At 35.8% G+C, this 23,608-nt stretch carries 18 protein-coding genes, 1 riboswitch and 1 other annotated feature; of the genes, 15 read left to right on the top strand and 3 right to left on the bottom strand.

Going from position 1 to position 23,608, the window contains the following annotated elements:
• Positions 1–354 precede the first annotated feature (354 nt).
• Together AB3U99_RS16935 and sspI are read right to left on the bottom strand one after the other, a co-directional pair.
• Positions 355–1,685, bottom strand: a protein-coding gene (locus AB3U99_RS16935; RefSeq protein WP_400241672.1) for an IS3 family transposase whose coding sequence is annotated in 2 segments (ribosomal slippage) — positions 355–1,304 and positions 1,304–1,685 — 1,332 coding nt in all. Because the reading frame shifts where the segments join, the coding sequence is not laid out codon by codon here.
• A gap of 318 nt (positions 1,686–2,003) precedes the next feature.
• Positions 2,004–2,210 (bottom strand): small acid-soluble spore protein SspI, encoded by a 207-nt coding sequence (gene sspI, locus AB3U99_RS16930; protein ID WP_400242714.1) that lies wholly within the window; start codon positions 2,208–2,210, stop codon positions 2,004–2,006.
• A gap of 188 nt (positions 2,211–2,398) precedes the next feature.
• On the opposite strand from sspI, the gene AB3U99_RS16925 reads away from it, so the two are divergent.
• From AB3U99_RS16925 to AB3U99_RS16855, 15 genes are all read left to right on the top strand, one after another.
• A complete protein-coding gene (locus AB3U99_RS16925; RefSeq protein ID WP_400242713.1) occupies positions 2,399–3,145 on the top strand; it encodes a TrmH family RNA methyltransferase in 747 nt (248 codons plus the stop codon).
• Between the two features lie 101 nt (positions 3,146–3,246).
• Positions 3,247–3,495, top strand: a binding site (T-box leader).
• 66 nt (positions 3,496–3,561) lie between these two features.
• A complete protein-coding gene (gene pheS / locus AB3U99_RS16920; RefSeq protein ID WP_400242712.1) occupies positions 3,562–4,602 on the top strand; it encodes a phenylalanine--tRNA ligase subunit alpha in 1,041 nt (346 codons plus the stop codon).
• 16 nt (positions 4,603–4,618) lie between these two features.
• The gene (pheT, locus tag AB3U99_RS16915) at positions 4,619–7,033 is read left to right on the top strand and encodes a phenylalanine--tRNA ligase subunit beta (RefSeq protein WP_400242711.1); all 2,415 of its coding nucleotides are present in this window, start codon (positions 4,619–4,621) and stop codon (positions 7,031–7,033) included.
• 175 nt (positions 7,034–7,208) lie between these two features.
• Positions 7,209–7,469 carry a cell division protein ZapA gene (gene zapA, locus AB3U99_RS16910; protein WP_400242710.1) on the top strand — a complete coding sequence of 87 codons (261 nt, stop codon included), beginning with the start codon at positions 7,209–7,211 and terminating at the stop codon, positions 7,467–7,469.
• Between the two features lie 2 nt (positions 7,470–7,471).
• A complete protein-coding gene (locus AB3U99_RS16905; RefSeq protein WP_400242709.1) occupies positions 7,472–8,020 on the top strand; it encodes a CvpA family protein in 549 nt (182 codons plus the stop codon).
• A gap of 165 nt (positions 8,021–8,185) precedes the next feature.
• On the top strand, positions 8,186–9,901 hold the full coding sequence (gene polX / locus AB3U99_RS16900; RefSeq protein WP_400242708.1) for a DNA polymerase/3'-5' exonuclease PolX: 1,716 nt from the start codon (positions 8,186–8,188) through the stop codon (positions 9,899–9,901).
• Between the two features lie 89 nt (positions 9,902–9,990).
• Positions 9,991–12,342 carry an endonuclease MutS2 gene (locus AB3U99_RS16895; protein ID WP_400242707.1) on the top strand — a complete coding sequence of 784 codons (2,352 nt, stop codon included), beginning with the start codon at positions 9,991–9,993 and terminating at the stop codon, positions 12,340–12,342.
• A 37-nt stretch (positions 12,343–12,379) separates the two neighbouring features.
• Positions 12,380–12,787 carry a DUF350 domain-containing protein gene (locus AB3U99_RS16890; protein WP_400242706.1) on the top strand — a complete coding sequence of 136 codons (408 nt, stop codon included), beginning with the start codon at positions 12,380–12,382 and terminating at the stop codon, positions 12,785–12,787.
• 168 nt (positions 12,788–12,955) lie between these two features.
• Positions 12,956–14,635 carry a long-chain-fatty-acid--CoA ligase gene (locus AB3U99_RS16885; RefSeq protein ID WP_400242705.1) on the top strand — a complete coding sequence of 560 codons (1,680 nt, stop codon included), beginning with the start codon at positions 12,956–12,958 and terminating at the stop codon, positions 14,633–14,635.
• On the top strand, positions 14,628–15,383 hold the full coding sequence (locus AB3U99_RS16880; protein WP_400242704.1) for an electron transfer flavoprotein subunit beta/FixA family protein: 756 nt from the start codon (positions 14,628–14,630) through the stop codon (positions 15,381–15,383). The genes AB3U99_RS16885 and AB3U99_RS16880 overlap by 8 nt, the downstream gene beginning before the upstream one ends.
• 15 nt (positions 15,384–15,398) lie before the next feature.
• Positions 15,399–16,370, top strand: coding sequence for an electron transfer flavoprotein subunit alpha/FixB family protein (locus tag AB3U99_RS16875; RefSeq protein ID WP_400242703.1), 972 nt, complete (start codon positions 15,399–15,401; stop codon positions 16,368–16,370).
• 124 nt (positions 16,371–16,494) lie between these two features.
• Positions 16,495–16,809 carry a thioredoxin gene (gene trxA, locus AB3U99_RS16870; protein WP_400242702.1) on the top strand — a complete coding sequence of 105 codons (315 nt, stop codon included), beginning with the start codon at positions 16,495–16,497 and terminating at the stop codon, positions 16,807–16,809.
• Between the two features lie 401 nt (positions 16,810–17,210).
• On the top strand, positions 17,211–18,983 hold the full coding sequence (gene uvrC / locus AB3U99_RS16865) for an excinuclease ABC subunit UvrC (protein WP_400242701.1): 1,773 nt from the start codon (positions 17,211–17,213) through the stop codon (positions 18,981–18,983).
• 61 nt (positions 18,984–19,044) lie between these two features.
• Positions 19,045–19,226: riboswitch (Lysine riboswitch) on the top strand.
• A gap of 185 nt (positions 19,227–19,411) precedes the next feature.
• On the top strand, positions 19,412–20,641 hold the full coding sequence (locus tag AB3U99_RS16860; protein WP_400248106.1) for an aspartate kinase: 1,230 nt from the start codon (positions 19,412–19,414) through the stop codon (positions 20,639–20,641).
• A 187-nt stretch (positions 20,642–20,828) separates the two neighbouring features.
• Positions 20,829–22,844 (top strand): methyl-accepting chemotaxis protein, encoded by a 2,016-nt coding sequence (locus tag AB3U99_RS16855; protein ID WP_400242700.1) that lies wholly within the window; start codon positions 20,829–20,831, stop codon positions 22,842–22,844.
• A 190-nt stretch (positions 22,845–23,034) separates the two neighbouring features.
• Here AB3U99_RS16855 and AB3U99_RS16850 read toward each other — a convergent pair whose 3' ends face one another.
• Positions 23,035–23,493, bottom strand: coding sequence for a YslB family protein (locus AB3U99_RS16850; RefSeq protein ID WP_400242699.1), 459 nt, complete (start codon positions 23,491–23,493; stop codon positions 23,035–23,037).
• Positions 23,494–23,608: the final 115 nt, after the last annotated feature.

Raw genomic sequence — 23,608 nt, 5'->3', positions numbered from 1 at the left:
GTGTAAAAACTAAGTCGTTCTATTGCGCTAGAGACGCTCGCTTTCCGCGGGGAGGAAGCTGAGCCTCCCTCGCTGCGAGGCAACTGAAAAAGTGTATTACCTGGTGAATCGGTAGTTACCAAACCATTCTAACTTAGTGTAGGTTTTTGTTTTCCGAGGCTTACCGCTCGCTTTCCACGGGGCGAGCGCCGAGCCGCTTCACAGCTCACGCTCCTGCAGGGTCTCGGACTTTCTCGCTTCTCCCGTAGGAGTCGAGCGGACGCCTCTCCAAACCAACTTATTATTTGCTTTCAAATAAATAAAACCTCATTGAATTTTAAAATGTACCCTTTGTAAAGGACAAATTAAAAAAGCCTAGGCTGCGTTAAGAAGATGATCTCTGTATTGAACAGGGGTCATCTTTTTTAAATTCCACTGATATCTATAGTAATTGTAATAAATCATATATTGCTTAATTTCTTTTTTCAATTCTTCTAGTGTTGTACATGCTTTAATAGAGGCTTCATCTTTAAGATGGCCAAAGAAAGATTCTTGGGGGGCGTTATCCCAACAGTTTCCTCGTCTTGACATAGATTGGTGTAATCCTAACTTCTTTACTGCCTTTTGAAAGTCAGGATGTGTATAATGGACTCCTTGATCTGAATGGATTAGTGCATCTTTTACTTTCTTGAATTTTTTATTCTTCTTTAACTTCTTGAGCGTATCTGTAGCTAAATTTAAGGTCATTCGATCTAATACGTGATAGGCCAGGATTTCACCAGTTGAACCATCCTTAATTGCTGATAAATAAGCCCTCATTCCTTTTCCAAAATGAAGATAAGTGATATCAGTTAATAGCACTTTCCCTGGAATTCCTTGCTTGAATTGTCTATTTAAAAGGTTTGGTACAACGCTATGCTCCTGTGTGGCTTTCATCATTCTTTTATAAGGATTTGCTTTTCTAATGGGGCAGATTATACCGTATTTTTTCATAATTCGTCGTATACGTTTCAAATTGTAGACAATATTAAATTGACCCGCCAATGTCATTTTGATTTGACGTGCCCCTTTCTTGCGGTTTTTAAAGTTGAAAGCTTTTAAAATAATCTCCTTTACAACTTCCTCTTTTTTATCCTTTTGCATTCTTCGTCCAAATGATTTCTCAGTGAAATAATTATAATAACCACTTCTTGAGACGCCAGCTAGCTCACAAAGATAGCTCACCATATTTTTTAATTGATATTTTTCAATTACTGAACGAATTAAAAGATACTTTTGAGAGGGAGGAAGGACTATTTCTTCATCCCCCTTTCCGCGAATCGTATCTTTTTTAACAGTTCGTTTTCAGCCTTAAGTAAGTTGATTTGCGCTTCTAAACGAGCATTCTTCTCCTCAAAAGATAGTTCTTTTTCTCGGGGACGCCCTGAGTTACCAGCTCTAGTATCACGTAAACCGCTTATTCCATTCTTAATGTAGGCTGCTTTCCATCTTTTACTAGCTGAATGGATTCGTTGTTTCCCCAAAACATCTACATCAAATCCATATTCTTCAAATATATCTCTGGCAAACTTACCTTTTTCTTTCTCCGCTATAAAGATATGTTTAAACTCATCCGTATAAGTGATCCCTTTAGAACTAACAGATTTAACGTATTTAATAGTAGACAGCTGTTTGATCTCTTTTTCTGTAAATGTCTTTTTACTCATAAAATATTTCTCCAGTCCCTGTTGTAATTTCTCTAGTCGTGTTTCTTTATTATACAAAAAAGTACCCTATAGGTAGACTTTTTTTATGCGTCTACTCTATAGGGTACATTTTATTTGGAGAACTAGACTTTTTCAATGCCCTCCTCGCTTCGTTGCGGGGTCTCAGCCTTTCCTCTATTTCCCGCAGGAGTCGAGCATCCTCCGCTCCATTTCACTTCGTTTTTAAACCTTTTTCAAAAAAACACGAACGTTATGTAAGTTATTTACATTATAGTTCGTGTTTATTGTTGGTTGAAATGCTTATGTCCTAGCCTCTGGTTATTTTAGTCCATTTTCCAATGTTTGCAACATTTCAGTCTTATCTTCCTCCGAAGAATTTTTCCAAATCACTTCGAATAAAACGCCTAATCCTGGTAGCATTTTTTCTTCCCCATTTTGAATAGCATCCACGATAGTATCTTTTAATTCATCTTGAGAATTGCCAGAAACATTATCGATTATTGCATTTCGTAAATTTAAATTCATAATATGCACCCTTCTTTCCATTGTTATCTATCAACACCAACTCTAATAAATTGGAAATGATATTGAATAGACGTTTTGTAGAACACATCTATTTTTATCATTTCACTAATGCCGTTTATTATGTATTTTATTTACGCTATAATAGAAGGAATATGAGATCATTTGGTGATTATGAAGGAGAATAGTAAGTGAAACACATACTTTCAGTAAAAAATCCACAAATTAAAGAATGGAAAAAACGATTAACAAAAAAGGAAAGAGATAAAACTGGAACGTTTTTGGTGGAAGGATTTCACCTTGTAGAAGAAGCTTTTAAAGCAGATGCAATTATTGATTTGATTATATCTGAAGAAATAGATGTACCTTCTTGGGATTATGGAGAGATTCCTGTAACGATTGTTACGAAAGAAATTATTAAGGAGCTATCGGATACAGAAACGCCACAAGGGATTCTTGCATTATGCAGACAGCAAAATCAGCAAGATATTCTATCAACAGCACAAACCTTTATTGCGATTGATCAGGTTCAAGATCCTGGTAATATGGGAACCATTATCCGAACAGCAGATGCAGCAGGGATAGATGCTGTTATAATAGGAGAAGGAACAGTTGATATATACAATCCAAAAGTAGTCAGATCAGGTCAAGGTAGCCATTTTCACCTGCCAATCATAAAAACAAATTTACCGGCGTTTATTGATGAATTGAAAGAAAGAAAAATTCCCGTTTACGGTACTGCACTTGAAAATGGTAGAAATTACCGAGAAACAGAAAAAACAGACACATTTTGTTTAATTGTCGGGAATGAAGGCAATGGTGTAAGTAAAGAAGTATTAAGTAAGACAGATACCAATTTGTATATCCCCATTCATGGGAAAAGTGAATCCTTAAACGTTGCTGTAGCAGCAGGAATTTTGATGTATTATTTTAAATAGTCTATTTTCAAAAAGCTTTTTCAAAATGGTTAAATCCCGAGGCTAAAAAGGCATTTGAAAACTGACTAGATATATATTATAATTAAAAGCAAATTACATGAATAAAGACATTGATGGAGAAAAGTAATTGGTGATTTTTAATCAAGGGAGAAAATGCCGTAGACTGTAAGCATTTTTATTAAAAACATGAATGAAGTTCACCTCCTGAGTCGGCATCGGGACCATTTTTCTTTTTAGAAAAATGTAAAGATGTACCGGTATAGACTACCGTTATCCAAATGAAGTGAACTTGTTTTATTATACATACAAGTTAATTAGGGTGGTACCGCGACAATAACCTCGTCCCTTTTTTGGGGATGGGGTTTTTTTATGCCAATTTTCATGCAAAAACAACCAATATATAAGGAGGAAATGTAATGGAAGATAAATTAAAAGAACTGCAAGCTGAAGCACTATCACGTATTGAAAACAGCAACGATATGAAAGAATTAAATGAAATTCGTATCGCATATTTAGGTAAAAAAGGTCCAATTACAGAAGTGTTAAAAGGGATGGGAAAGCTATCTGCTGAAGAAAGACCCAAAATGGGTGCATTAGTAAACGTTATTCGTGACGAAATTACGAGCCACATTGATGCTAAACAAAAGTCTCTAGAAGAAGCACTTGTCTTAGAGAAAATTGCATCTGAAACGATTGATATTACTTTACCTGGGCGTCCAGTTTCTGTAGGAAATCATCATCCGCTTACAAGAGTAGTGGAAGAAATTGAAGATCTCTTTATTGGTATGGGTTATACCGTTGAAGAAGGGCCAGAAGTAGAAAATGATTACTATAATTTCGAAGCATTGAATCTTCCTAAAGATCACCCAGCACGAGATATGCAAGATTCATTCTATATAACAGAAGAAACATTACTTAGAACACAAACTTCTCCAATGCAAGCAAGAACACTTGAGAAGCATAAAGGGAAAGGGCCAGTGAAAATTATTTGTCCTGGTAAAGTATATCGCCGTGATAATGATGATGCGACACATTCCCACCAATTTATGCAGATTGAAGGGTTAGTTGTAGACGAAAACATTCGTATGAGTGATTTAATTGGAACACTTGAAGCTTTTGCAAAGAAAATGTTTGGGGAAGATAGAGAAATCCGCTTACGTCCAAGCTTTTTCCCATTTACAGAGCCTTCTGTTGAAGTAGATATCTCTTGCTTTATCTGTAAAGGTGCAGGATGTAGTGTATGTAAAAAAACAGGCTGGATCGAAATTTTAGGAGCTGGAATGGTTCATCCAAATGTATTGGAAATGTCGGGGTTTGACTCAAAGAAATATTCTGGGTTTGCCTTTGGAATGGGTCCAGAACGAATTGCGATGTTGAAATATGGAATTGATGATATTCGTCATTTCTACACAAACGATGTACGTTTCGTAAAACAATTTTCAGTACCGGAATATTAAGGGTGGAGGAGAAAAAATGTTAGTATCCTATAATTGGTTAAATGAATATGTAGATTTGAATGGCATTAATCCCGATGAATTAGCGGAAAAAATTACAAAAAGTGGGATCGAAGTAGAAGGTGTCGAAATTCTCGACGAAGGGATTAAAAATGTTGTTATCGGTTATGTAGTAGAGCGTGAACAACACCCAAATGCAGACAAATTAAATAAATGCTTAGTAGATGTAGGCGAGGGGGATCCAATTCAAATTATTTGTGGAGCTCCAAACGTTGATAAGGGACAAAAAGTAGCTGTTGCGAAAGTAGGAGCTGTACTTCCTGGCAATTTTAAGATTAAAAAGGCAAAGCTTCGCGGAGAAGAATCTAATGGAATGATTTGTTCTTTACAAGAGCTTGGGATTGAAGGGAAAATTGTTGCGAAAGATTATGCGCAAGGTATTTTTGTTTTTCCAAGTGATGTCGAAATAGGAAAAAATGCATTAGAATACTTACAACGAAATGATGCTGTCTTAGAACTAGGGTTAACTCCAAACCGTGCTGATTGCTTAAGTATGCTTGGTGTAGCGTATGAAGTTGCTGCAATCTTAGGAACAGAAGTTAAATTACCTGATACAGCGTATCCAACCATTAATGAGAAAGCATCTGATTATATTCAAGTATCTGTCGAAGAGAATGCAGATGCACCATTATATACGGCAAGAATGATTAAGAATATTAAAATTGCGCCATCTCCATTATGGATGCAAGGAAAATTAATGGCAGCAGGTATTCGTCCACATAACAATGTGGTAGATATTACAAACTATATTTTATTAGAATATGGTCAACCATTGCATGCTTTTGATTACGATAAAATCGGTTCAAAGGAAATTCTAGTTAGAAAAGCGCAAAGTGGAGAGAAGATTACAACACTTGATGAAACGGAAAGAACGTTATCAGTAGACAATTTACTTATTACCAACGGAAAAGAAGGAATTGCTGTTGCTGGAGTAATGGGTGGCGCTAATTCTGAAGTGAAATCTGATACAACCACTGTTTTATTAGAATCTGCTTATTTTGACAGTAAAGTAATTCGTCGATCATCAAAAGTGATTGGTTTAAGAAGTGAAGCAAGTGCAAGATATGAAAAAGGGATTGATCCAAATCGAGTTCGCTTAGCTGCAGATAGAGCTTGTCAATTATTGCATTTATATGCAAGCGGAGAGGTGCTTGAAGGAGAAGTTGCGGTTGATACATTAACAGCTGAACCAAAAGTGGTTTCGATTACGCTAAATAAAATTAATCAAACCCTAGGAACTTCATTAGAGTCTAAGGCAGTCACTGCTATATTTGACAGTCTTCAATTTACAACAAAAGTAGAGGGCGATACGTTCACAGTAACGGTTCCAACGAGAAGAAATGATATTGTCATTGAGGCAGATTTAATCGAGGAAGTTGCACGTCTTTATGGGTATGATAATTTACCAAAAACATTGCCTGTTGGTGCATCTACACCGGGTACCTTAACTCCATATCAGAAGAAGCGCCGTATGGCTCGCAGATATTTGGAATCAGCTGGTTTATATCAAGCGATTACGTATTCATTAACAAATGAAGCGAAAGTCCATAGCTTTGCTTTAGAAAAAAGAAATCCAATTAAACTTGCAATGCCAATGAGTGAAGAACGTGCATTATTACGTCAAAGTATTGTACCACAGCTTTTAGAAGTACTTAAATACAATGCTGCAAGACAAAATGAAAGCAGTGCCGTTTATGAAACAGGAGTTGTTTTCCTAGCGAATGAAGATCAGGAACTTCCAGAAGAAAAAGAGCATTTAGCTGGAGCTGTGACGGGAATTTGGAGCACTCATCCATGGCAGGGAGAAAAGAAAGCTGTTGATTTCTTTGTTGTAAAAGGTGTATTAGAAGGTCTATTCCAAAAGTTAGGTGTATCAGAGCAAATTACTTTTACAAGAGCGGAAATGGAAGGAATGCATCCAGGAAGAACGGCAGAAATCAAACTTAAAGGAGAAGTCATTGGGTTTGTAGGTCAAGTTCACCCACAAATGCAAAAGGAATTAGATTTAAAGGAAACATATTGCTTTGAATTAGACTTAAGCAAATTATTTGCGGTAGAAATAGAAGCTTTACATTATACTTCTATCCCTCGATTCCCTTATGTAACAAGAGATATAGCACTTGTTGTGGATAAACGAATTTTAGCAGGGAATCTTCAAGAAATCATCCGAGATGCTGGTGGAGAATTATTGAAAGATGTCCAAGTGTTTGATTTATATGAGGGAGAAAAAATGGAAGAAGGCAAAAAGTCGATTGCATTCTCCTTAACATATTTCGATCCTGAACAAACATTAACAGATGAAATAATCAGTAAAACTCACGAAAAAGTACTTGCAGCAGTGGAAGAACAAGCAGGAGCTACTTTAAGAGGCTAAGGAAATAGTAAAAAGCATCCCAGAGTTCCATTCTGGGATGTTTTTTACTTGAAGGGAATAGTAATTATTTCCCTTTATCACAAGTGTTGAGATAGAATCTATTCGAATGACTTCCCTAGCAAGAATAGTTCATGATATGATAGAAACTAGGATTCTTTAGAATGGAGGCATGGGCGTGTCAAATACCCCTAAAAATCGTACAAATGTTGATATATACGGAACACCATATACAATAATAGGGGAAGAACCTTCTAGTCATGTTAGGCTGGTTGCCTCCATAGTAGATGAAAAAATGCGTGAAATTCATGTCATGAATCCCTCACTTGATTTAAATAAACTAGCAGTCCTTACTGCTGTTAATATAGTAAACGACTATGTAAAGCTAGAAGACCGAGTGAAAGAACTGGAAGAAGAATTAAAAAGAGAAAAGGACTGACAATGTTCATGTTGGATATTATTTTGGTTATATTGCTGCTTTTTAGTCTTTTAAGAGGACTGAAAAGAGGATTTATTATGCAAATTATACACTTAACAGGATTTATTGTTGCGTTTATAGTTGCTAATAAATATTACATTCCACTATCGCAAAAATTAACACTATGGATTCCATATCCAAATACGGGAGAAAGCAGTTTGCTACATTCTTTTATTCAGACAGCGAATATAGAAGATGGTTTTTACAGAGGCTTCTCCTTTATTGTGATATTTTTTGTTGTGAAAATTATTTGGCAAATTCTTGGTAGTATGATAGATTTTGTTGCTAGTATTCCAATTTTAAAGCAGTTAAATACATGGGCTGGAGCTGTATTAGGATTTATCGAAACGTATTTGCTATTATTCCTTCTATTATATATTTCTATTTTAATCCCAATTGATTTTATACAAGCTCAATTAAACGAATCCTCTGTAGCAGCTTGGATGATAGAAAATACTCCTTATTTTTCAGAGAAAATGAAAGATTTATGGTTCGATTATATTGCTTCATAGAAATTAGGAAACTCTTCTAGCTTTGTATGTAGCTAGTGGAGTTTTTTGTGTGGTTAAACAATACGACTTCATTATTGAAATGTTGGAGTTCATGGTATGATATGTAGTGTAGGTATAGGTAGAATTTAGAAAATAGAAGGTTATTATATCCATGTAGGTGATGAAATGACAATAACAAACAAAGATATTATTCGATTATTAGAGCAAATAGCGATATATATGGAGCTTAAAGGAGAAAATCCTTTTAAAATTTCAGCTTTTCGAAAAGCTGCAAATACAATTGAAACAAGTGAATACAATTTAACCGAAATAACAGATTTAACAGAGCTGCCAGGAATCGGGAAGGGGACAGCGGCTGTTATTGAAGAATATATAAAAGAAGGAAAGTCTTCCGTATTGCAAGAATTGAAAGACGAAGTTCCGAAAGGGTTAATTCCATTGCTACAGCTACCAGGACTTGGCGGGAAAAAGATAGCGAGATTATATAAAGAGCTAACTGTTGAAAATGCTGATGATTTAAAAAATGCCTGTTTAGAAGAGAAAGTTCAAGCGTTAAAGGGATTTGGAAAAAAGACAGAGGAAAAAATACTAGAGTCGCTTCAAAATGTTGGTTCGAGACCCGATCGATTACCAATTGCCTTTATGATCCCAATTGCTGTTTCGATTGAAGAGGCATTATCGAAAATGGAGAATGTAGTCCGCTATTCAAGAGCAGGGAGCTTAAGAAGAGTGAGAGAGACCATTAAAGATTTAGATTTTATTATTGCAACAGAGAATCCAGAACAGGTGAAAACTCAGTTGCTTCAGCTTTCATCTATTAAAGAGGTAATTGGGGCAGGTTCAACAAAAGTAAGTGTTGTTCTTGGACTAGATTACGACGTCTCTATAGATTTTCGTTTAGTAAAGCCACATGAATTTGTAACAACGCTGCATCATTTCACAGGTTCAAAGGAACATAATGTGCGGATGAGACAGCTAGCAAAGGAACGTGGAGAAAAAATAAGCGAATATGGTGTGGAGAATAATGAAACAGGCGAAGTTAAAACCTTTGAATCAGAAGAAGCTTTCTATCATTATTTCGGACTACCATTCATTCCTCCTGAAATAAGAGAAGATGGAAAAGAAGTAGACAACTATTCAGAACATAGTGAGCTAATTTCCTTGGAAGATATGAAAGGAGATTTGCATATGCACACAACAGCAAGTGATGGTGCACATACATTAGAGGAAATGGTAGAAGCAAACCGTAATTTAGGCTATCAATATATGGCTATTACCGACCATTCTCAATATTTAAAGGTAGCAAATGGATTAACACCAGAAAGAGTACGAAAGCAAATACAAGAAATTAAAAGACTTAATGCAAAATATGATGATATAACTATTTTAGCTGGGGCAGAAATGGATATTCTTCCTGATGGGACCTTAGATTATGATGAAGATTTATTGAAAGAATTAGATATCGTTATTGCTTCTATTCATTCTGGATTTTCACAATCTAAGGAAAAGATTATGACACGTTTAAAAGCTGCAATGGAAAATAAGTATGTCGATATCATTGCCCACCCAACTGGTAGAAAAATTGGGAAAAGGGATGGATATGATGTCGATATGGACATGCTTATTCAATTAGCAAAAGAAACGAACACTGTTTTAGAGCTGAATAGTAATCCTAACCGTTTAGATTTAAATGCAACGTATATCAAAATGGCGCAGGATGCAGGTGTTAAGATTGTTATTAATACTGATGCTCATTATAAGCATGAGCTTAATAATATGGCAATAGGTGTTTCCACAGCGAAAAAAGGATGGATTAAAAAATCGACGGTCCTAAATGCGATGACAAAGGATGAACTATTGGCTTTTTTATATAAAGGCTAAATAAAGAAAAGAAAAAGTATTATGCAAGCAAATAGAAAAAACGAAAAACATCATTAACCCATAAGCGGGATAGCAAAGGAGATTACTCCATGCAGGAAAGAGTATTAAAAACATTAGAATTTGATAAAATTAAAGCTCAATTAATGGAGCATGTTTCTTCCTCTTTAGGCAGAAGCAAAGTAGCGGAACTAATTCCATCTACGGATTACAATGAGGTTGTAAGATGGCAGGATGAAACAGATGAAGCTGCTAAAGTATATCGAATGCGGGGAACGATTCCTCTTGATGGAATTTATGATATAGGTGCCCATGTGAAAAGGTCTTCTATCGGTGGAATGCTGAGTCCTATCGAATTAAATCATATTGCGAGTACGGTTCATGCTAGTAGACAAATGAAACGCTTCATTGAAGAATTTCATGAAGAAGAAGCTGTACCTATTCTTTTTACCTTAACAGATAGTATTACAGTACTTGCTGAAGTAGAAGAAGAAATAAAGATGGCAATTGATGAACAGGGTTCGGTTCTGGATAGTGCAAGTGATACACTCAGAACGTTGAGAAATCAATTGCGTAGAAACGAAGCAAAGGTACGAGAGAAGCTAGAAAGTATGATTCGCTCCTCTAATGCCCAAAAGATGCTTTCGGACAGTATTATTACAATAAGAAATGATCGTTATGTTATTCCAGTTAAACAAGAATATAGAGGGAACTTTGGTGGAATTGTTCATGATCAAAGTGCTTCCGGGCAGACTTTGTTTATTGAGCCACAGTCTGTAGTTACCTTAAATAATGAGCTGCAAGGAATTCGTGTTAAGGAACAGCAAGAGATAGACCGTATCTTGACCCAATTGACTGCACTTGTTGCACAAAACGAAGAGGAATTATTGCATATTGTTACGGTTTTAGCAGACATTGATTTTATGTTTGCAAAAGCAAAATATGCTCATCGCTTAAAAGCATCGAAACCAAAAATTAACGATGAGGGAAAAATTGTTCTTCTTAAGGCAAAGCATCCACTTATACCACCAGAAGTAGTAGTGGCAAATGACATTGTTCTTGGAGATACGTATACATCGATCGTTATTACAGGGCCAAATACAGGTGGTAAAACAGTAACCTTAAAAACGGTAGGACTATGTACTTTAATGGCGCAGGCCGGGCTGCAAATTCCAGTTTTAGATGGTTCTGAAATGGGTGTATTTAAATCCGTTTATGCAGATATTGGAGATGAGCAATCCATTGAACAATCGTTGAGTACATTCTCCTCCCATATGGTAAATATCGTAAGCATACTTGAGAAGGTTGACCATGAGAGCCTTGTCCTATTTGATGAGTTAGGAGCAGGTACAGATCCTCAGGAAGGTGCAGCACTTGCTATCTCTATTCTTGATGAAGTAAATAAAAAAGGAGCAAGGGTCATCGCAACCACTCACTATCCAGAGCTAAAGGCATATGGCTATAACCGAGAAAGTGTTGTAAATGCTAGTGTAGAGTTTGATATTGAAACACTAAGCCCAACCTATCGCTTACTAATCGGCGTACCAGGTAGAAGTAATGCCTTTGAAATTAGTAAACGACTGGGTTTAAAAGAGGATGTTATTGAAACTGCTCGTTCTCATGTCAGTGAAGACAGTAATAAAATCGAGAATATGATTGCTTCTTTAGAGGAAAGCCGTAGGCAGGCTGAAAGGGAACATGAAGATGCTAAAGATTTATTAAAACAAGCAGAAATGCTTCATCGAGATTTACAGAAACAGGTAATGGAATATTACGAAAAGAAAGAAACGCTGCAGGAAAAAGCCAAAAAAGAAGCAAAAGAAATTATTGAAGATGCAAAGAAAGAAGCAGAAGCTGTTATTGGTGATTTAAGAAAAATGCAGCTTGAAAAACGGGCTGAAATAAAGGAACATGAATTAATTGATGCAAGAAAACGGTTAGAGGATGCAACTCCACAGATAGAAATGAAAAAACAACAAACAGCATCCAATTCAAACCATATTTATCAGCCAGGTGATGAAGTAAAGGTCCTTACCTTTAATCAAAAGGGACAATTACTAGAAAAGGTTTCGGATAAAGAATGGCAAGTACAAATTGGAATTATGAAAATGAAAGTGAAAGAAAAGGATCTTGAATTCATAAAGGCACAAAAGGTAGTGGAAACAAAACCGCTTGCTACGATAAAAGGAAAAGATTATCATGTGAGCTTGGAATTAGATTTACGTGGCGAAAGATTTGAAAATGCTTTAGCAAGAGTAGAAAAATATATTGATGATAGCCTGCTTGCTGGCTACCCTCGTGTCTCGATTATTCATGGAAAAGGAACAGGCGCACTTCGCTCAGGTGTTCAAGAATACTTGAAAAATCACAGAGCAGTGAAGAAAATTCGTTTTGGGGATGCTGGGGAAGGTGGAAGCGGCGTAACTGTTGTGGAATTTAAATAGTCCCTTCTTTGGAAGAAAATCGTAGAGGAGAAACCATATGGAGCAATTTTGGGAAAATGAATATGTAAAAACGGCAGGAGATTATAGTGTTGTTATTTTAAGCCTTGTTGTATTTTTGGCCATTTTTGAACTAGTCACAAAATATAATAATTGGGATGAAATCAAAAACGGCAATATTGCCGTTGCATTGGCTACAGGAGGCAAAATCTTCGGTATTGCGAATATATTTAGACATTCGATTATGCATAATGACTCTCTATTGACGATGATAGTATGGGGTGTATATGGTTTTATACTATTGCTAATCGGCTATTTCATTTTTGAATTTTTAACACCAAAATTTAAAATTGATGAAGAAATAAAAAATGATAATCGAGCTGTCGGATTTATTTCAATGATTATATCCATCGGTTTATCTTTCGTAATAGGCGCAGGCATTTCTTAAAAAAGATCAAAAAAGGGGCTGTCACTTAGTGATGGTCCCTTATATTGGTTCCAGTTGTATAAGCCTATTTTTTCTATTCGATTAAAAATAGGCTTATACATAATCCAATTAAAGCTTTCTTCCATATAATAAGCTAGTACAATAATAGAATTTAATGGAGGAATTGTGTTGGAAACTGAGAAAAGATGGTTAAAACTTTATCCCGACCAAATAGCCAAAAATGTCTACTATCGGGCAGATACTCTCCCGCAATTATTGGAAAATGCCGCAAAAGAGTATGCAAAGCATAAAGCCATTCATTTTATGGGAAAAGAAATGACCTTTAAAACACTATTCAAAAAAACATTAAAATTAGCAGCATATCTACAAAATTTAGGTATAAAAAAAGGGGATAGGGTTGCTGTAATGCTTCCAAATATTCCTCAAACAGTTATTAGCTTTTATGCGATTTTGCAGGCGGGAGGCATTGTTGTTCCGGTAAATCCCTTGTATCAAGAAAGAGAAATAGAATTTATAATGAAAGATTCAGGTGCGAAAGTAGTTATTACATTAGATATGCTTTATAACAGAGTGGCGAAAGTGAAAGAGCAAACAGATTTAGAACATATTATCGTAACTTCCATTAAAGATTACCTTCCATTTCCGAAAAATATTGTCTATCCTTTCATTCAAGCAAGAGAGCAGGGAAAGCCACCAATTATTCCATCATCGAAATCCACTCATTTTTTCACCCAAACACTGAAGAAGAACAATCAGCTTAAAGAAGTACCGATTAGTTTTGAAGAAGATATAGCGATCTTGCAATATACAGGAGGAACGACAGGATTTCCTAAAGGCGTTATTCTAACCCATCAAAATTTAGTTGCTAATACCTCCATGTGTAGGCAATGGCTATATAAGATGGAAAAAGGCAAGGAAGCTATGCTTGCAGTTATGCCATTATTCCATGTGTATGGTCTAATGACAGTCCTTGTTCTATCTGTAATGGAAGTATATAAGATGATTCTTGTCCCAAGATTTGATGCAACAGGTCTACTAAAAACAATCCATAATCAAAAACCGACTGTCTTTCCAGGCGCCCCTACTATTTATATTGGATTAATGAATCATCCAGATATTATGAAATACGATCTTTCTTCGATTAAAGGAGCGATAAGCGGCTCTGCTCCGTTACCAATTGAGGTTATCGAAAAATTCGAGCAAAAGACAGGTGGGAAGATTGTAGAGGGATATGGATTAACAGAAACATCTCCCGTTACCCATGTGAATTTCCTTTGGGACAATGAAATTGTGAAAGGAAGCATTGGTGTGCCATGGCCTGGAACAGATGCAGCTATTTTTTCCATAGAAACAGAAGAAATGTTACCAGTAGGTGAAATTGGAGAACTTGGTATTAAGGGACCACAAGTAATGAAAGGATATTGGAACAATGAAGAAGAAACCCAGAAAGTTTTAAAAGATGGCTGGCTATTAACAGGCGATATCGCATATATGGATGAAAAAGGCTATTTTTATATCGTCGATCGAAAAAAGGATATTATCATTGCCAGTGGATTTAATATTTATCCTCGTGAAATTGAAGAAGTATTGTATGAGCATCCAGCTATTATGGAAGCATCTGTTGTTGGGGTAAAAGATTCTTATAGAGGAGAAACGGTTAAAGCATTTATCGTTTTACGAGAAGGCATGACCGTGACAGAAGAAGAATTGAATAAGTTTATGCGAAGCAAGCTGGCCTCGTTTAAAGTTCCTCGCATCTATGAATTTAGAGGAGAACTTCCAAAAACAGCAATTGGTAAAGTATTGAGAAGGCAATTAAAGAAAGAAAGTGAAGAAATAAATGAGTAATAAAGCATTGCATCTAGTAGTCTTATTATCGAGAACCGTTTCTCCTGAAGCTACTTTAGTGCTTGATTCTGGACAAGTATTTGTGGAAGAAAGTAACTTCATCATCAACCCACCAGATGCAATAAGTCTAGAAGAGGCGCTACAATTTAAGGAGAAATATCATGGCGAAATTACAGTGTTAATGATAAGTGGAAAAGAAGGGGAGAAACAATTAAGAGCTGCATTAGCTATGGGAGCAGATCGGGCTGTATTAATTGAATGCCACCCTTCAGAAGATGAGGTGCCTACCATAGCTAAAAAAATTGATGCATATTTACAAGATATTGACTTTGACATAATCTTAGCAGGAGATTTTTCTACAGATGGAGCATCTAGTCAAGTAGGACCTCGTGTTGCTGCTTTATTAGACATCCCCTATTTTACAAAAACAATCCGAATTGACAAAGAGGAAGAGTGCGCAATAGTAAAAAGGAATACGGATGGGGACATAGAAACATTTCGTGTTCCTTTTCCTTTCTTAGTCACCATTCCACAAGGATTACATGTCCCACGTCTGCCTTCACTTGCTGGAATTATGAAAGCTCAAAAGAAACCTCTATTGTATAAGCAGTCAGAAGAATTGGCATTACAAAAAAATTTGAAACAGTACTCATATCCTGACATGAAACGAAGACAGACAATGCTTCAAGGGGAAACACAAGAAAAGGTAATGGCGTTAGCAAAATTGTTAAAGTCATTACATGGATAAGTGGAGGAATTTGTAATGAAAGATAAAATTATTATTTTGGGAGAATATCAACAAGATAAGATTTCCTCCATTACCCTTGAGTGTATTTCAGCTGCAAAACAACTACAAGGCGAGGCGGAAATTATCCTTTTATTAATGGGAGAGGGTATAAAAAAAGATGCATCCGAATTTCAACAATACGATGTAGGTCAAATAATTATGGTGGAACATCCTTTCCTTTCTAGATTCTCGAATGAACCTTATGCGAAAGCAATTTTATCCATATGGGACCAACTTGATCCTGCCATCCTTCTGTGTGGACACACAGATATCGGCAGATCCATTTCTCCGTATTTAAGTGAAAAATTGGATATTCCTTTGTATTCAAATGTAGAGAGCATGGAATTTAATGAAAAAAAGTTATACTTGAATCGACCTGTTTATTCTGGAAAATTAATGGAGAAAATAGAAGTGAATACTTCCGTTTTTCTTGTGACAATTAAGCCTAAAAAGTGGAAAGCTTCACAGAAGAAACCGGATAGGAAATGCATGATTCGTTCCTTAGAAGTAAAAATCGATCAACCTATTTCGTCTTTAATTGCACTAGAACAAAAAAAGCACCAGACGGTTAATTTAGTGGATGCAAAGATTATTGTTGGTGCAGGCAGAGGAATTCAGAATGAAGAAGGGTTTGCTCTGATTACCAAATTAGCAAAAGTCATTGGCGGAACGGTAGGTGTATCAAGAGGAGCGGTGGAATTAGGTGTATGCGATGCATCGATGCAACTTGGTCAAACAGGCAAAACTGTAGCTCCCGATCTTTATATTGCTTGTGGTATTTCAGGAGCAATCCAACATCTAGTTGGGGTTACATCTGCCAAAACGATAATAGCCATTAACAAAGATCCTAATGCCCCTATTTTTGAAGTAGCGGATTATGGGATTGTAGGGGACCTCTTTGAAATAATCCCTGCCTTGATTAAGGAATGGGACAATGCAACAATCTAATTATCTTGAATGTATTATCAACTTGTAGGGGAAAATGATATTTGAAACATATTATTAGTATCATTTCTGAAAGCATGGTATACTTTCGATATTGTTAGTAATCAAATAAGGAGGCAAATAATAAATGGCAATTACACACGTAACAGATCAAACTTTCCAAGAAGAAACAGGTTCAGGTGTAGTACTAGTAGATTTCTGGGCACCATGGTGTGGACCTTGTAAAATGATTGCTCCTGTTCTAGAAGAACTTGATGGAGAAATCGGTGACAGTGTAAAAATCGTAAAAGTAGATGTAGATGAAAACCAAGGATCAGCATCTAAATTTGGCGTAATGAGCATTCCAACATTACTAGTTCTTAAAGACGGTGAAGTTGTAGATAAAGTAGTAGGTTTCCAACCTAAAGAAGCTCTTTCTGAATTATTAACTAAACATGTTTAATGAAGAATACGATCTTCTTTGAAGAGAAAAAACTGTAGACACACTCAAAAAATGAGGAAGTGTCTACAGTTTTTTTTATAGGCATAAGTTGGGGCTGAATATCAGCGTTTTGTTAGGAGATAAAGGATTTGCAGGAGTAAACAGATTAGAGAAGCAGATGAAAGGGGAATAGGGATGAGTGAAAGCAAAAAAGGGTACATAAATTAGATGAAAGCCAAAAAAATAATAAATGTAAGCCCTTCCTCGTTTGGTTACCATATACCGCCAATTCAAATAAAACGGTCTCATAAAAATATTTCCATCCTATACTTTTTCCTTGATGATTCGATGAAATTCTCTATAATTAGAGAAGATAGTATATATGTTCGTTTGTTTAGGTTTGCATGCTGGGAGGGAAAACATTGAACGATATCATTAAAAATAAATTAATGATCTTACCGGATCAGCCTGGCTGTTATTTAATGAAGGATCGACAAGGCACGATTATTTATGTTGGAAAAGCAAAAGTGCTGAAAAATCGGGTCCGTTCCTATTTTACAGGTTCTCACGATGGAAAGACATTAAGGCTAGTCAATGAAATAGAAGATTTTGAATATATCATAACCTCTTCCAATATCGAAGCGCTTATTTTAGAAATAAATCTGATTAAAAAGCATGATCCAAAATACAATATCATGTTAAAGGATGATAAAAGCTATCCGTTTATTAAATTAACGGCAGAAAGACATCCAAGGCTTATTACAACGCGAAATGTAAAGAAGGATAAAGGAAAGTACTTTGGTCCATATCCCAATGTACAAGCGGCAAATGAGACGAAGAAGCTTCTCGATCGAATCTATCCTTTACGAAAATGCAATGTATTACCAGATAGAGTATGTTTATATTACCATTTGGGGCAATGTCTGGCTCCGTGTGTGAATGAGGTCAATGAGCAGGAATATAAGAAGATGACGGATGATATTACGAAATTCCTAAATGGTGGGTATAAAGAAATAAAGAAAGACTTGTCTGAAAAAATGATGGCAGCATCAGGGGAATTAGATTTTGAACGGGCGAAGGAATACCGGGATCAAATTGCCCATATTGAAGCAACGATGGAAAAGCAGAAAATGATGATGACGGATTTAGTGGACAGAGATATTTTTGGCTATTCCTATGACAAAGGTTGGATGTGTGTCCAAGTATTTTTTGTTCGGCAAGGGAAGCTAATTGAACGAGATGTTAGCATGTTTCCTATTTATCAAGAGCCGGAAGAGGAAATGTTGACTTATTTAGGACAATTTTATGATAAAGCCAATCATTTTAAGCCAAAGGAAATATATCTTCCAGATGATATTCAAGGAGATATTGTCGAACAACTATTAAAGGTAAAAGTTTTAAAGCCGCAAAGGGGACAAAAAAAAGAACTTGTATTATTGGCAAATAAAAATGCGAAAAATGCCTTGAAAGAAAAGTTTGCCTTAATTGAAAGAGATGAAGAGCGAACAATAAAAGCGGTTGAAAACCTAGGGAAGCAAATGGGTATATATACTCCACTCCGAATTGAAGCATTTGATAATAGTAATATTCAAGGGACAGATCCTGTGTCTGCGATGATTGTCTTTATCGATGGAATACCGGCAAAACGAGAATATCGCAAGTATAAAATTAAGACTGTAAAAGGTCCAGATGACTATGAATCGATGCGTGAGGTAGTTCGTAGAAGGTATCAACGTGTTTTAAAAGAAGGATTACCGCTGCCGGACTTACTTTTAATTGATGGAGGGAAGGGGCACTTAGAAGCAGTTAGAGAGGTTCTGTTAGATGAATTGAGCTTAGATATTCCAGTAGCTGGTTTAGTGAAAGATGATAAGCACCGCACCTCTCAGCTTCTATTTGGAAATCCCTTAGAGATTATTCCGCTGGAGCGAAATAGTCAGGAATTCTATCTATTACAAAGAATCCAAGATGAAGTTCACCGTTTTGCGATTACGTTCCATCGTCAATTAAGAGGGAAGAACGCTTTTCAATCTTTATTAGACGATATTCCTGGAATTGGGGAAAAACGAAGAAAATTATTATTAAAGACTTTTGGTTCAGTCAAGAAAATGAAAGAAGCCTCGATGGAAGAGTTTTTAGAAATTGGGATTCCGACAAATGTGGCAGAACAACTACTTGATAAATTACAAGAATAAAAAATAATATTTGTCGGAATGAAAACACTGTGCTATAATGATGGCAACTTATAACTTAATAAGTGAAGGTAGAGGTGCGAACTTCAAGAGTAATAATTTGGAGAAGAATGAGCTTCAGAGAAGAATTATGAAAGGGATAGATCGCCGAAGTAAAGAGAGCTCTCATAGCTTTTTTACTGGTTTTGCATTGAATAAATGTAAGACTGTCAAAACAAGGAACTGTTTTGGAGAGCTATCTCACTGTTTGTGCGAATTAATACTATTATTGGACTGCACGGCAATGAGATATTTCTCATTGCTTTTTTTGTTTTTATCCCCCTTTTTTTCAAGACTATAAAGATACTCGGAGAAAAAAGGGAAATACATAAATAAAAAGCAATGAAAAAGGAAAAGAAACCTCTAAGATTACAAGAAGGTAGGGAATGACTTTGGGATTAGTTATACAAAAGTTTGGTGGAACATCAGTAGGTAGTGCAGAAAGAATTCTTCATGTAGCAGAAAGAGTAATCGAGGAAAAAAATCGAGGCAATGATGTAGTAGTTGTTGTGTCTGCAATGGGGAAAACAACGGATTCTCTTGTAACACTAGCAAATGAAATAAATCCAAAGCCGTCTAAACGGGAAATGGATGTATTACTCTCAACTGGGGAGCAGATTACAATCAGCTTACTAGCCATGGCGTTACAGGCAAAGGGCATTGATGCTATTTCTTATACTGGCTGGCAAGCAGGGATAGAAACAGAGGACGTTCATGGCAATGCCAGAATTTTAAACATTCAAACAGAAAAAGTTCAAGAGCGAATTCAACAAGGTAAAGTGGTTATTGTCGCAGGATTTCAAGGAGTTACAGAAGCTGGTGATATTACCACCCTTGGTCGCGGTGGATCAGATACAACAGCAGTTGCCATTGCTGCAGCGCTAAAAGCGGATAAATGTGACATCTATACAGATGTAACGGGTGTTTTCACAACAGATCCCCGTTTTGTTAAAAATGCTAGAAAGCTATTAGCTATTTCCTACGATGAAATGTTAGAATTAGCTAATTTAGGGGCAGGGGTGCTACATCCAAGAGCGGTAGAATATGCAAAAAACTATCAAGTTCCATTAGTAGTACGCTCTAGTATGGAACAAGAAGAAGGAACAATCATCGAGGAGGAAGTTTCAATGGAACAAAATTTAGTCGTACGTGGAGTTGCGTTTGAAGATAATATTACGAGTGTTACGGTATTTGGATTGAAAAATCCGTTAACAAGTCTTTCTACTATTTTCACAACACTTGCATCTCATCATATAAATGTAGATATTATTATCCAGAGTCTTACTAATGATCAGCTGACAAACCTATCTTTTTCCATTAAAGATAGTGATTTAGAAGAAACTTTAAAAGTATTAGAAGAAAATAAGGCTGAATTAGGATATGATAAAGTCAATTCTGAACAAGGCTTAGCGAAGGTATCTATTGTAGGTTCTGGAATGATTTCTAACCCTGGTGTTGCAGCAGATATGTTTAAAGTATTATCAGCTGAGGAAATTGTCATTAAAATGGTGAGTACATCAGAAATTAAAGTATCCACTGTTATCGAAAAAGAGAATATGGTCAAAGCAGTAGAAACACTGCATGATGCGTTTGAATTAAGTAAAATTACTGTGAATGCATAATATGTAAAACCCCTTATACTTAAGTACAATAAGCTTAAGTATAAGGGGTTTTTTGGGGGGAGGAGATAACACTATGTATATAAATTAGTTAAGTTATTAAGAAAAAAACAAACTTCTAAATGAAAACGTTTAACTAGTATGGTAAAATACGATAAAAGGAATATTTTACTATAAAGGAGGGTATATAGTGGAAAAAAAGTTAATGAAAAGGGAGAAAGGAACTAGGAATAAGTATTTAAAAGGAATAAACGTAACCTTAAAAACAAAAATGATTATTTCGTTTGCACTAATTTTAATTATCCCAAGTTTAATCATAAGTACCTTTTCTTATTTGAAAGCAAGAACGGAAATGGAAAACCAATTTTTAAGCACTTCCAATGAGAATGTGAAGATTGTTGATAAAATAATTAGAAATTCATTGGGAACAAGTATCTATCAAACCGTTATTTATTCAGAGAAGATTAAATTAGATGAGAAGTCTGAAGAAAGTAGCACGATGGTAAAGACCGAATTTGATAAATATATGGAAATGAATCCAGAAATTGATAGCGTTTTCTTTGGTTCGAGAGAAGGAACGCTTATCCAATCGCCAAATAGTCTTCAAGGCAATAGCGATGATCCTAGGAAAGATGCCTGGTACATAAATGGGATGGAAAAAGAAGGAGTAGTATACGTTTCGAGTCCCTACACCTCAAATGCAACTGGCAATTTAGTTGTTGCTATATCAAAACAGACAGAAGATAAAAAAGGGGTAGTAGGGATGGAAGTAAGCTTAGAACGAATAAAAAGCTTAGTTTCAGATGTAAAGATAGGGGATAAAGGATATATCATTATTATAAACCAAGACAAACAATATATCGTTCATCCAGAAAAAGAAGTTGGTACAGTAGCGAAAGAGTCTGTGTTTAATGGGATTTATAAGAAAGATGATGGTAGTATCGATATGAGTTATGACGGAAAAGAATATATTATGCAGTATATTACCAATGAAACGGTAGGATGGAAACTGGCGGGTTTAGTGGACAAGTCAGAAATCAACGATATGACATTCCCAATTCTCTATCAAACAGTTATTGTTATTGTTGTCTCACTTTTAGTCTGCGGGTTCTTTGTATTTCTGCTTATCCATTCCTTCATTAAACCATTAAATACATTAAAGGGATCTGCGGTAAAGGTAAGCCAAGGTGATTTAACAGAGGAAGTAGAGGTTCATACTAAAGATGAAATTGGCCAAGTTGCATTAGCATTTAAAAATATGGCAAAAAATTTGCATCAAATTATCAAAGACGTAAATGAAAAATCGGAACATGTTGCAGCTTCCTCCGAGCAATTGCTTGCAAGCTCGGAACAAGCTGCCTCTGCGTCAGAGTATGTGGCTGGGACATTGGAGAAAGTCGCAGCTAGGGCAGATATGCAAAAAAATAATTTAAGTGAAAATTCATTTGCTTTAAAGGATATAGGAGATCATATTTATAAAGTAGCTGAAAATGCAAAGATTGTATCGGAATTAACAAATGAGACAGTAATCCAAGCAAAAGAGGGAGAGAAAACCGTAAATAAAACGGTGAGCCAAATGAATGAAATATATCATTCGGTTGAAACTTCAAATACTCAAATACTTACCTTGCAGGAGCGCTCAAAGGAAATTGAATCAATTGTTGATGTAATTAGTGGAATCGCTAGTCAAACAAATTTACTTGCTTTAAATGCAGCAATAGAGGCAGCTAGAGCAGGAGAACATGGAAAAGGCTTTGCTGTTGTCGCTGCAGAAGTGGGAAAACTAGCCAAACAGTCAGAAGAATCAGCAAAAGAAATCGGCGGGATTCTTACAAATATTCTGGCAGATACACAAACAACGGTTTTAGGGATGGAAACTGTGACGAAAAGTGTACAAAATGGAATATTTGCTTCAAAGCAAACAACAGAAGCGTTTAATGGAATTATTCAGCGTGTAAGAAGCATTTCACCGCAAATGATAGAAGTGGCCAATCTTTCAAATCAAATTGCAGAGAAAGTAAAAGCTGTAACCGTTTCGGCTGATGAATTACTAGCGATTTCAAGTGAAACTGCCGCTTATTCGGTAGAAATGGCAAGTTCAACAGAAGAACAATTAGCTGCTATGCAGGAAATAAAAGCAGCTGCCAGCTCTTTAGCAAATGTAGCAGAAGAGCTTCAAGAAAGAATTAATATTTTTACCATTTAAAGTGAACTGATAACAGTAGGTGAGCTACTACCTTCCAAGATAGTGAACCAATTGAATTTGGACGGTTAGTTATCTCCCTGTATGTTGCATTGGTTCTATGTTTATCCGTTAAAGAAAAGAAAACTCCAAGTGAATAAAAGGAATTTAGTACTTAGCTAAAGTCCTCTTTTAATCACTTGGAGATATCTTTTTAATCCACTGAATCTTTACTATCCCATCGAACAGTAATAGTAACTTTATGATTTTTTCTTTTTGGATCTTCAAAGGCTTCAGCAATGACTTTTTTTGTTTGCTCATATTGTTGTGCTAAATATCCTGCTTCTAGTTGAAATGTGCATTTTCCTTTTTCCTTTAATCTTTTTTCAATGAGTTCACTTGATAAATGATAGGTAATTTCATTTTTTGTTTGTTTTACCACTTCTAAATTTCCCCATCCGACTTTTTGAAAAAAGACATAAGCTTCTTCTATTGCATTTAAAGGAAATAAGCGAGCAATACGTTTACCTGCCCAATATAAAAGGTCAGGAGTTTCTCGGCCTAATAATTCAGGGATAAGTATTTCTCGAATTAATTCATATCCATATGCGGGAACAGTAAGCGGATCAGCTTCCACCTGTATTTTTTCTTCTACGGATGTTAAATTACTCAATATGCTCTCCTCTTTCTACCATTCTATTATATTCACTTACTTAGAAGAATTAGTCTCCTTAAAAAGTAATCATATTAAGTCATGAAGGATTATTCCATACATTGGATTATGTAAA

The sequence above is a fragment of the Niallia tiangongensis genome, assembly GCF_044704065.1.
Classification (GTDB): Bacteria; Bacillota; Bacilli; order Bacillales; family Cytobacillaceae; genus Niallia; species Niallia tiangongensis.
The sequence above is the reverse complement of the archived record's forward strand: the minus strand, read 5'-3'. Positions and strand labels throughout refer to the sequence as shown.

What these genes read in the sequence shown, in the direction of transcription:
- pheS (WP_400242712.1), top strand. Translation starts at nt 3,562, where the DNA reads ATGGAAGATAAATTAAAAGAACTGCAAGCTGAAGCACTATCACGTATT.
- AB3U99_RS16895 (WP_400242707.1), top strand. Translation starts at nt 9,991, where the DNA reads ATGCAGGAAAGAGTATTAAAAACATTAGAATTTGATAAAATTAAAGCT.
- AB3U99_RS16890 (WP_400242706.1), top strand. Translation starts at nt 12,380, where the DNA reads ATGGAGCAATTTTGGGAAAATGAATATGTAAAAACGGCAGGAGATTAT.
- sspI (WP_400242714.1), bottom strand. Translation starts at nt 2,210, where the DNA reads ATGAATTTAAATTTACGAAATGCAATAATCGATAATGTTTCTGGCAAT.
- polX (WP_400242708.1), top strand. Translation starts at nt 8,186, where the DNA reads ATGACAATAACAAACAAAGATATTATTCGATTATTAGAGCAAATAGCG.
- AB3U99_RS16905 (WP_400242709.1), top strand. Translation starts at nt 7,472, where the DNA reads ATGTTCATGTTGGATATTATTTTGGTTATATTGCTGCTTTTTAGTCTT.
- pheT (WP_400242711.1), top strand. Translation starts at nt 4,619, where the DNA reads ATGTTAGTATCCTATAATTGGTTAAATGAATATGTAGATTTGAATGGC.
- AB3U99_RS16880 (WP_400242704.1), top strand. Translation starts at nt 14,628, where the DNA reads ATGAGTAATAAAGCATTGCATCTAGTAGTCTTATTATCGAGAACCGTT.
- trxA (WP_400242702.1), top strand. Translation starts at nt 16,495, where the DNA reads ATGGCAATTACACACGTAACAGATCAAACTTTCCAAGAAGAAACAGGT.
- AB3U99_RS16875 (WP_400242703.1), top strand. Translation starts at nt 15,399, where the DNA reads ATGAAAGATAAAATTATTATTTTGGGAGAATATCAACAAGATAAGATT.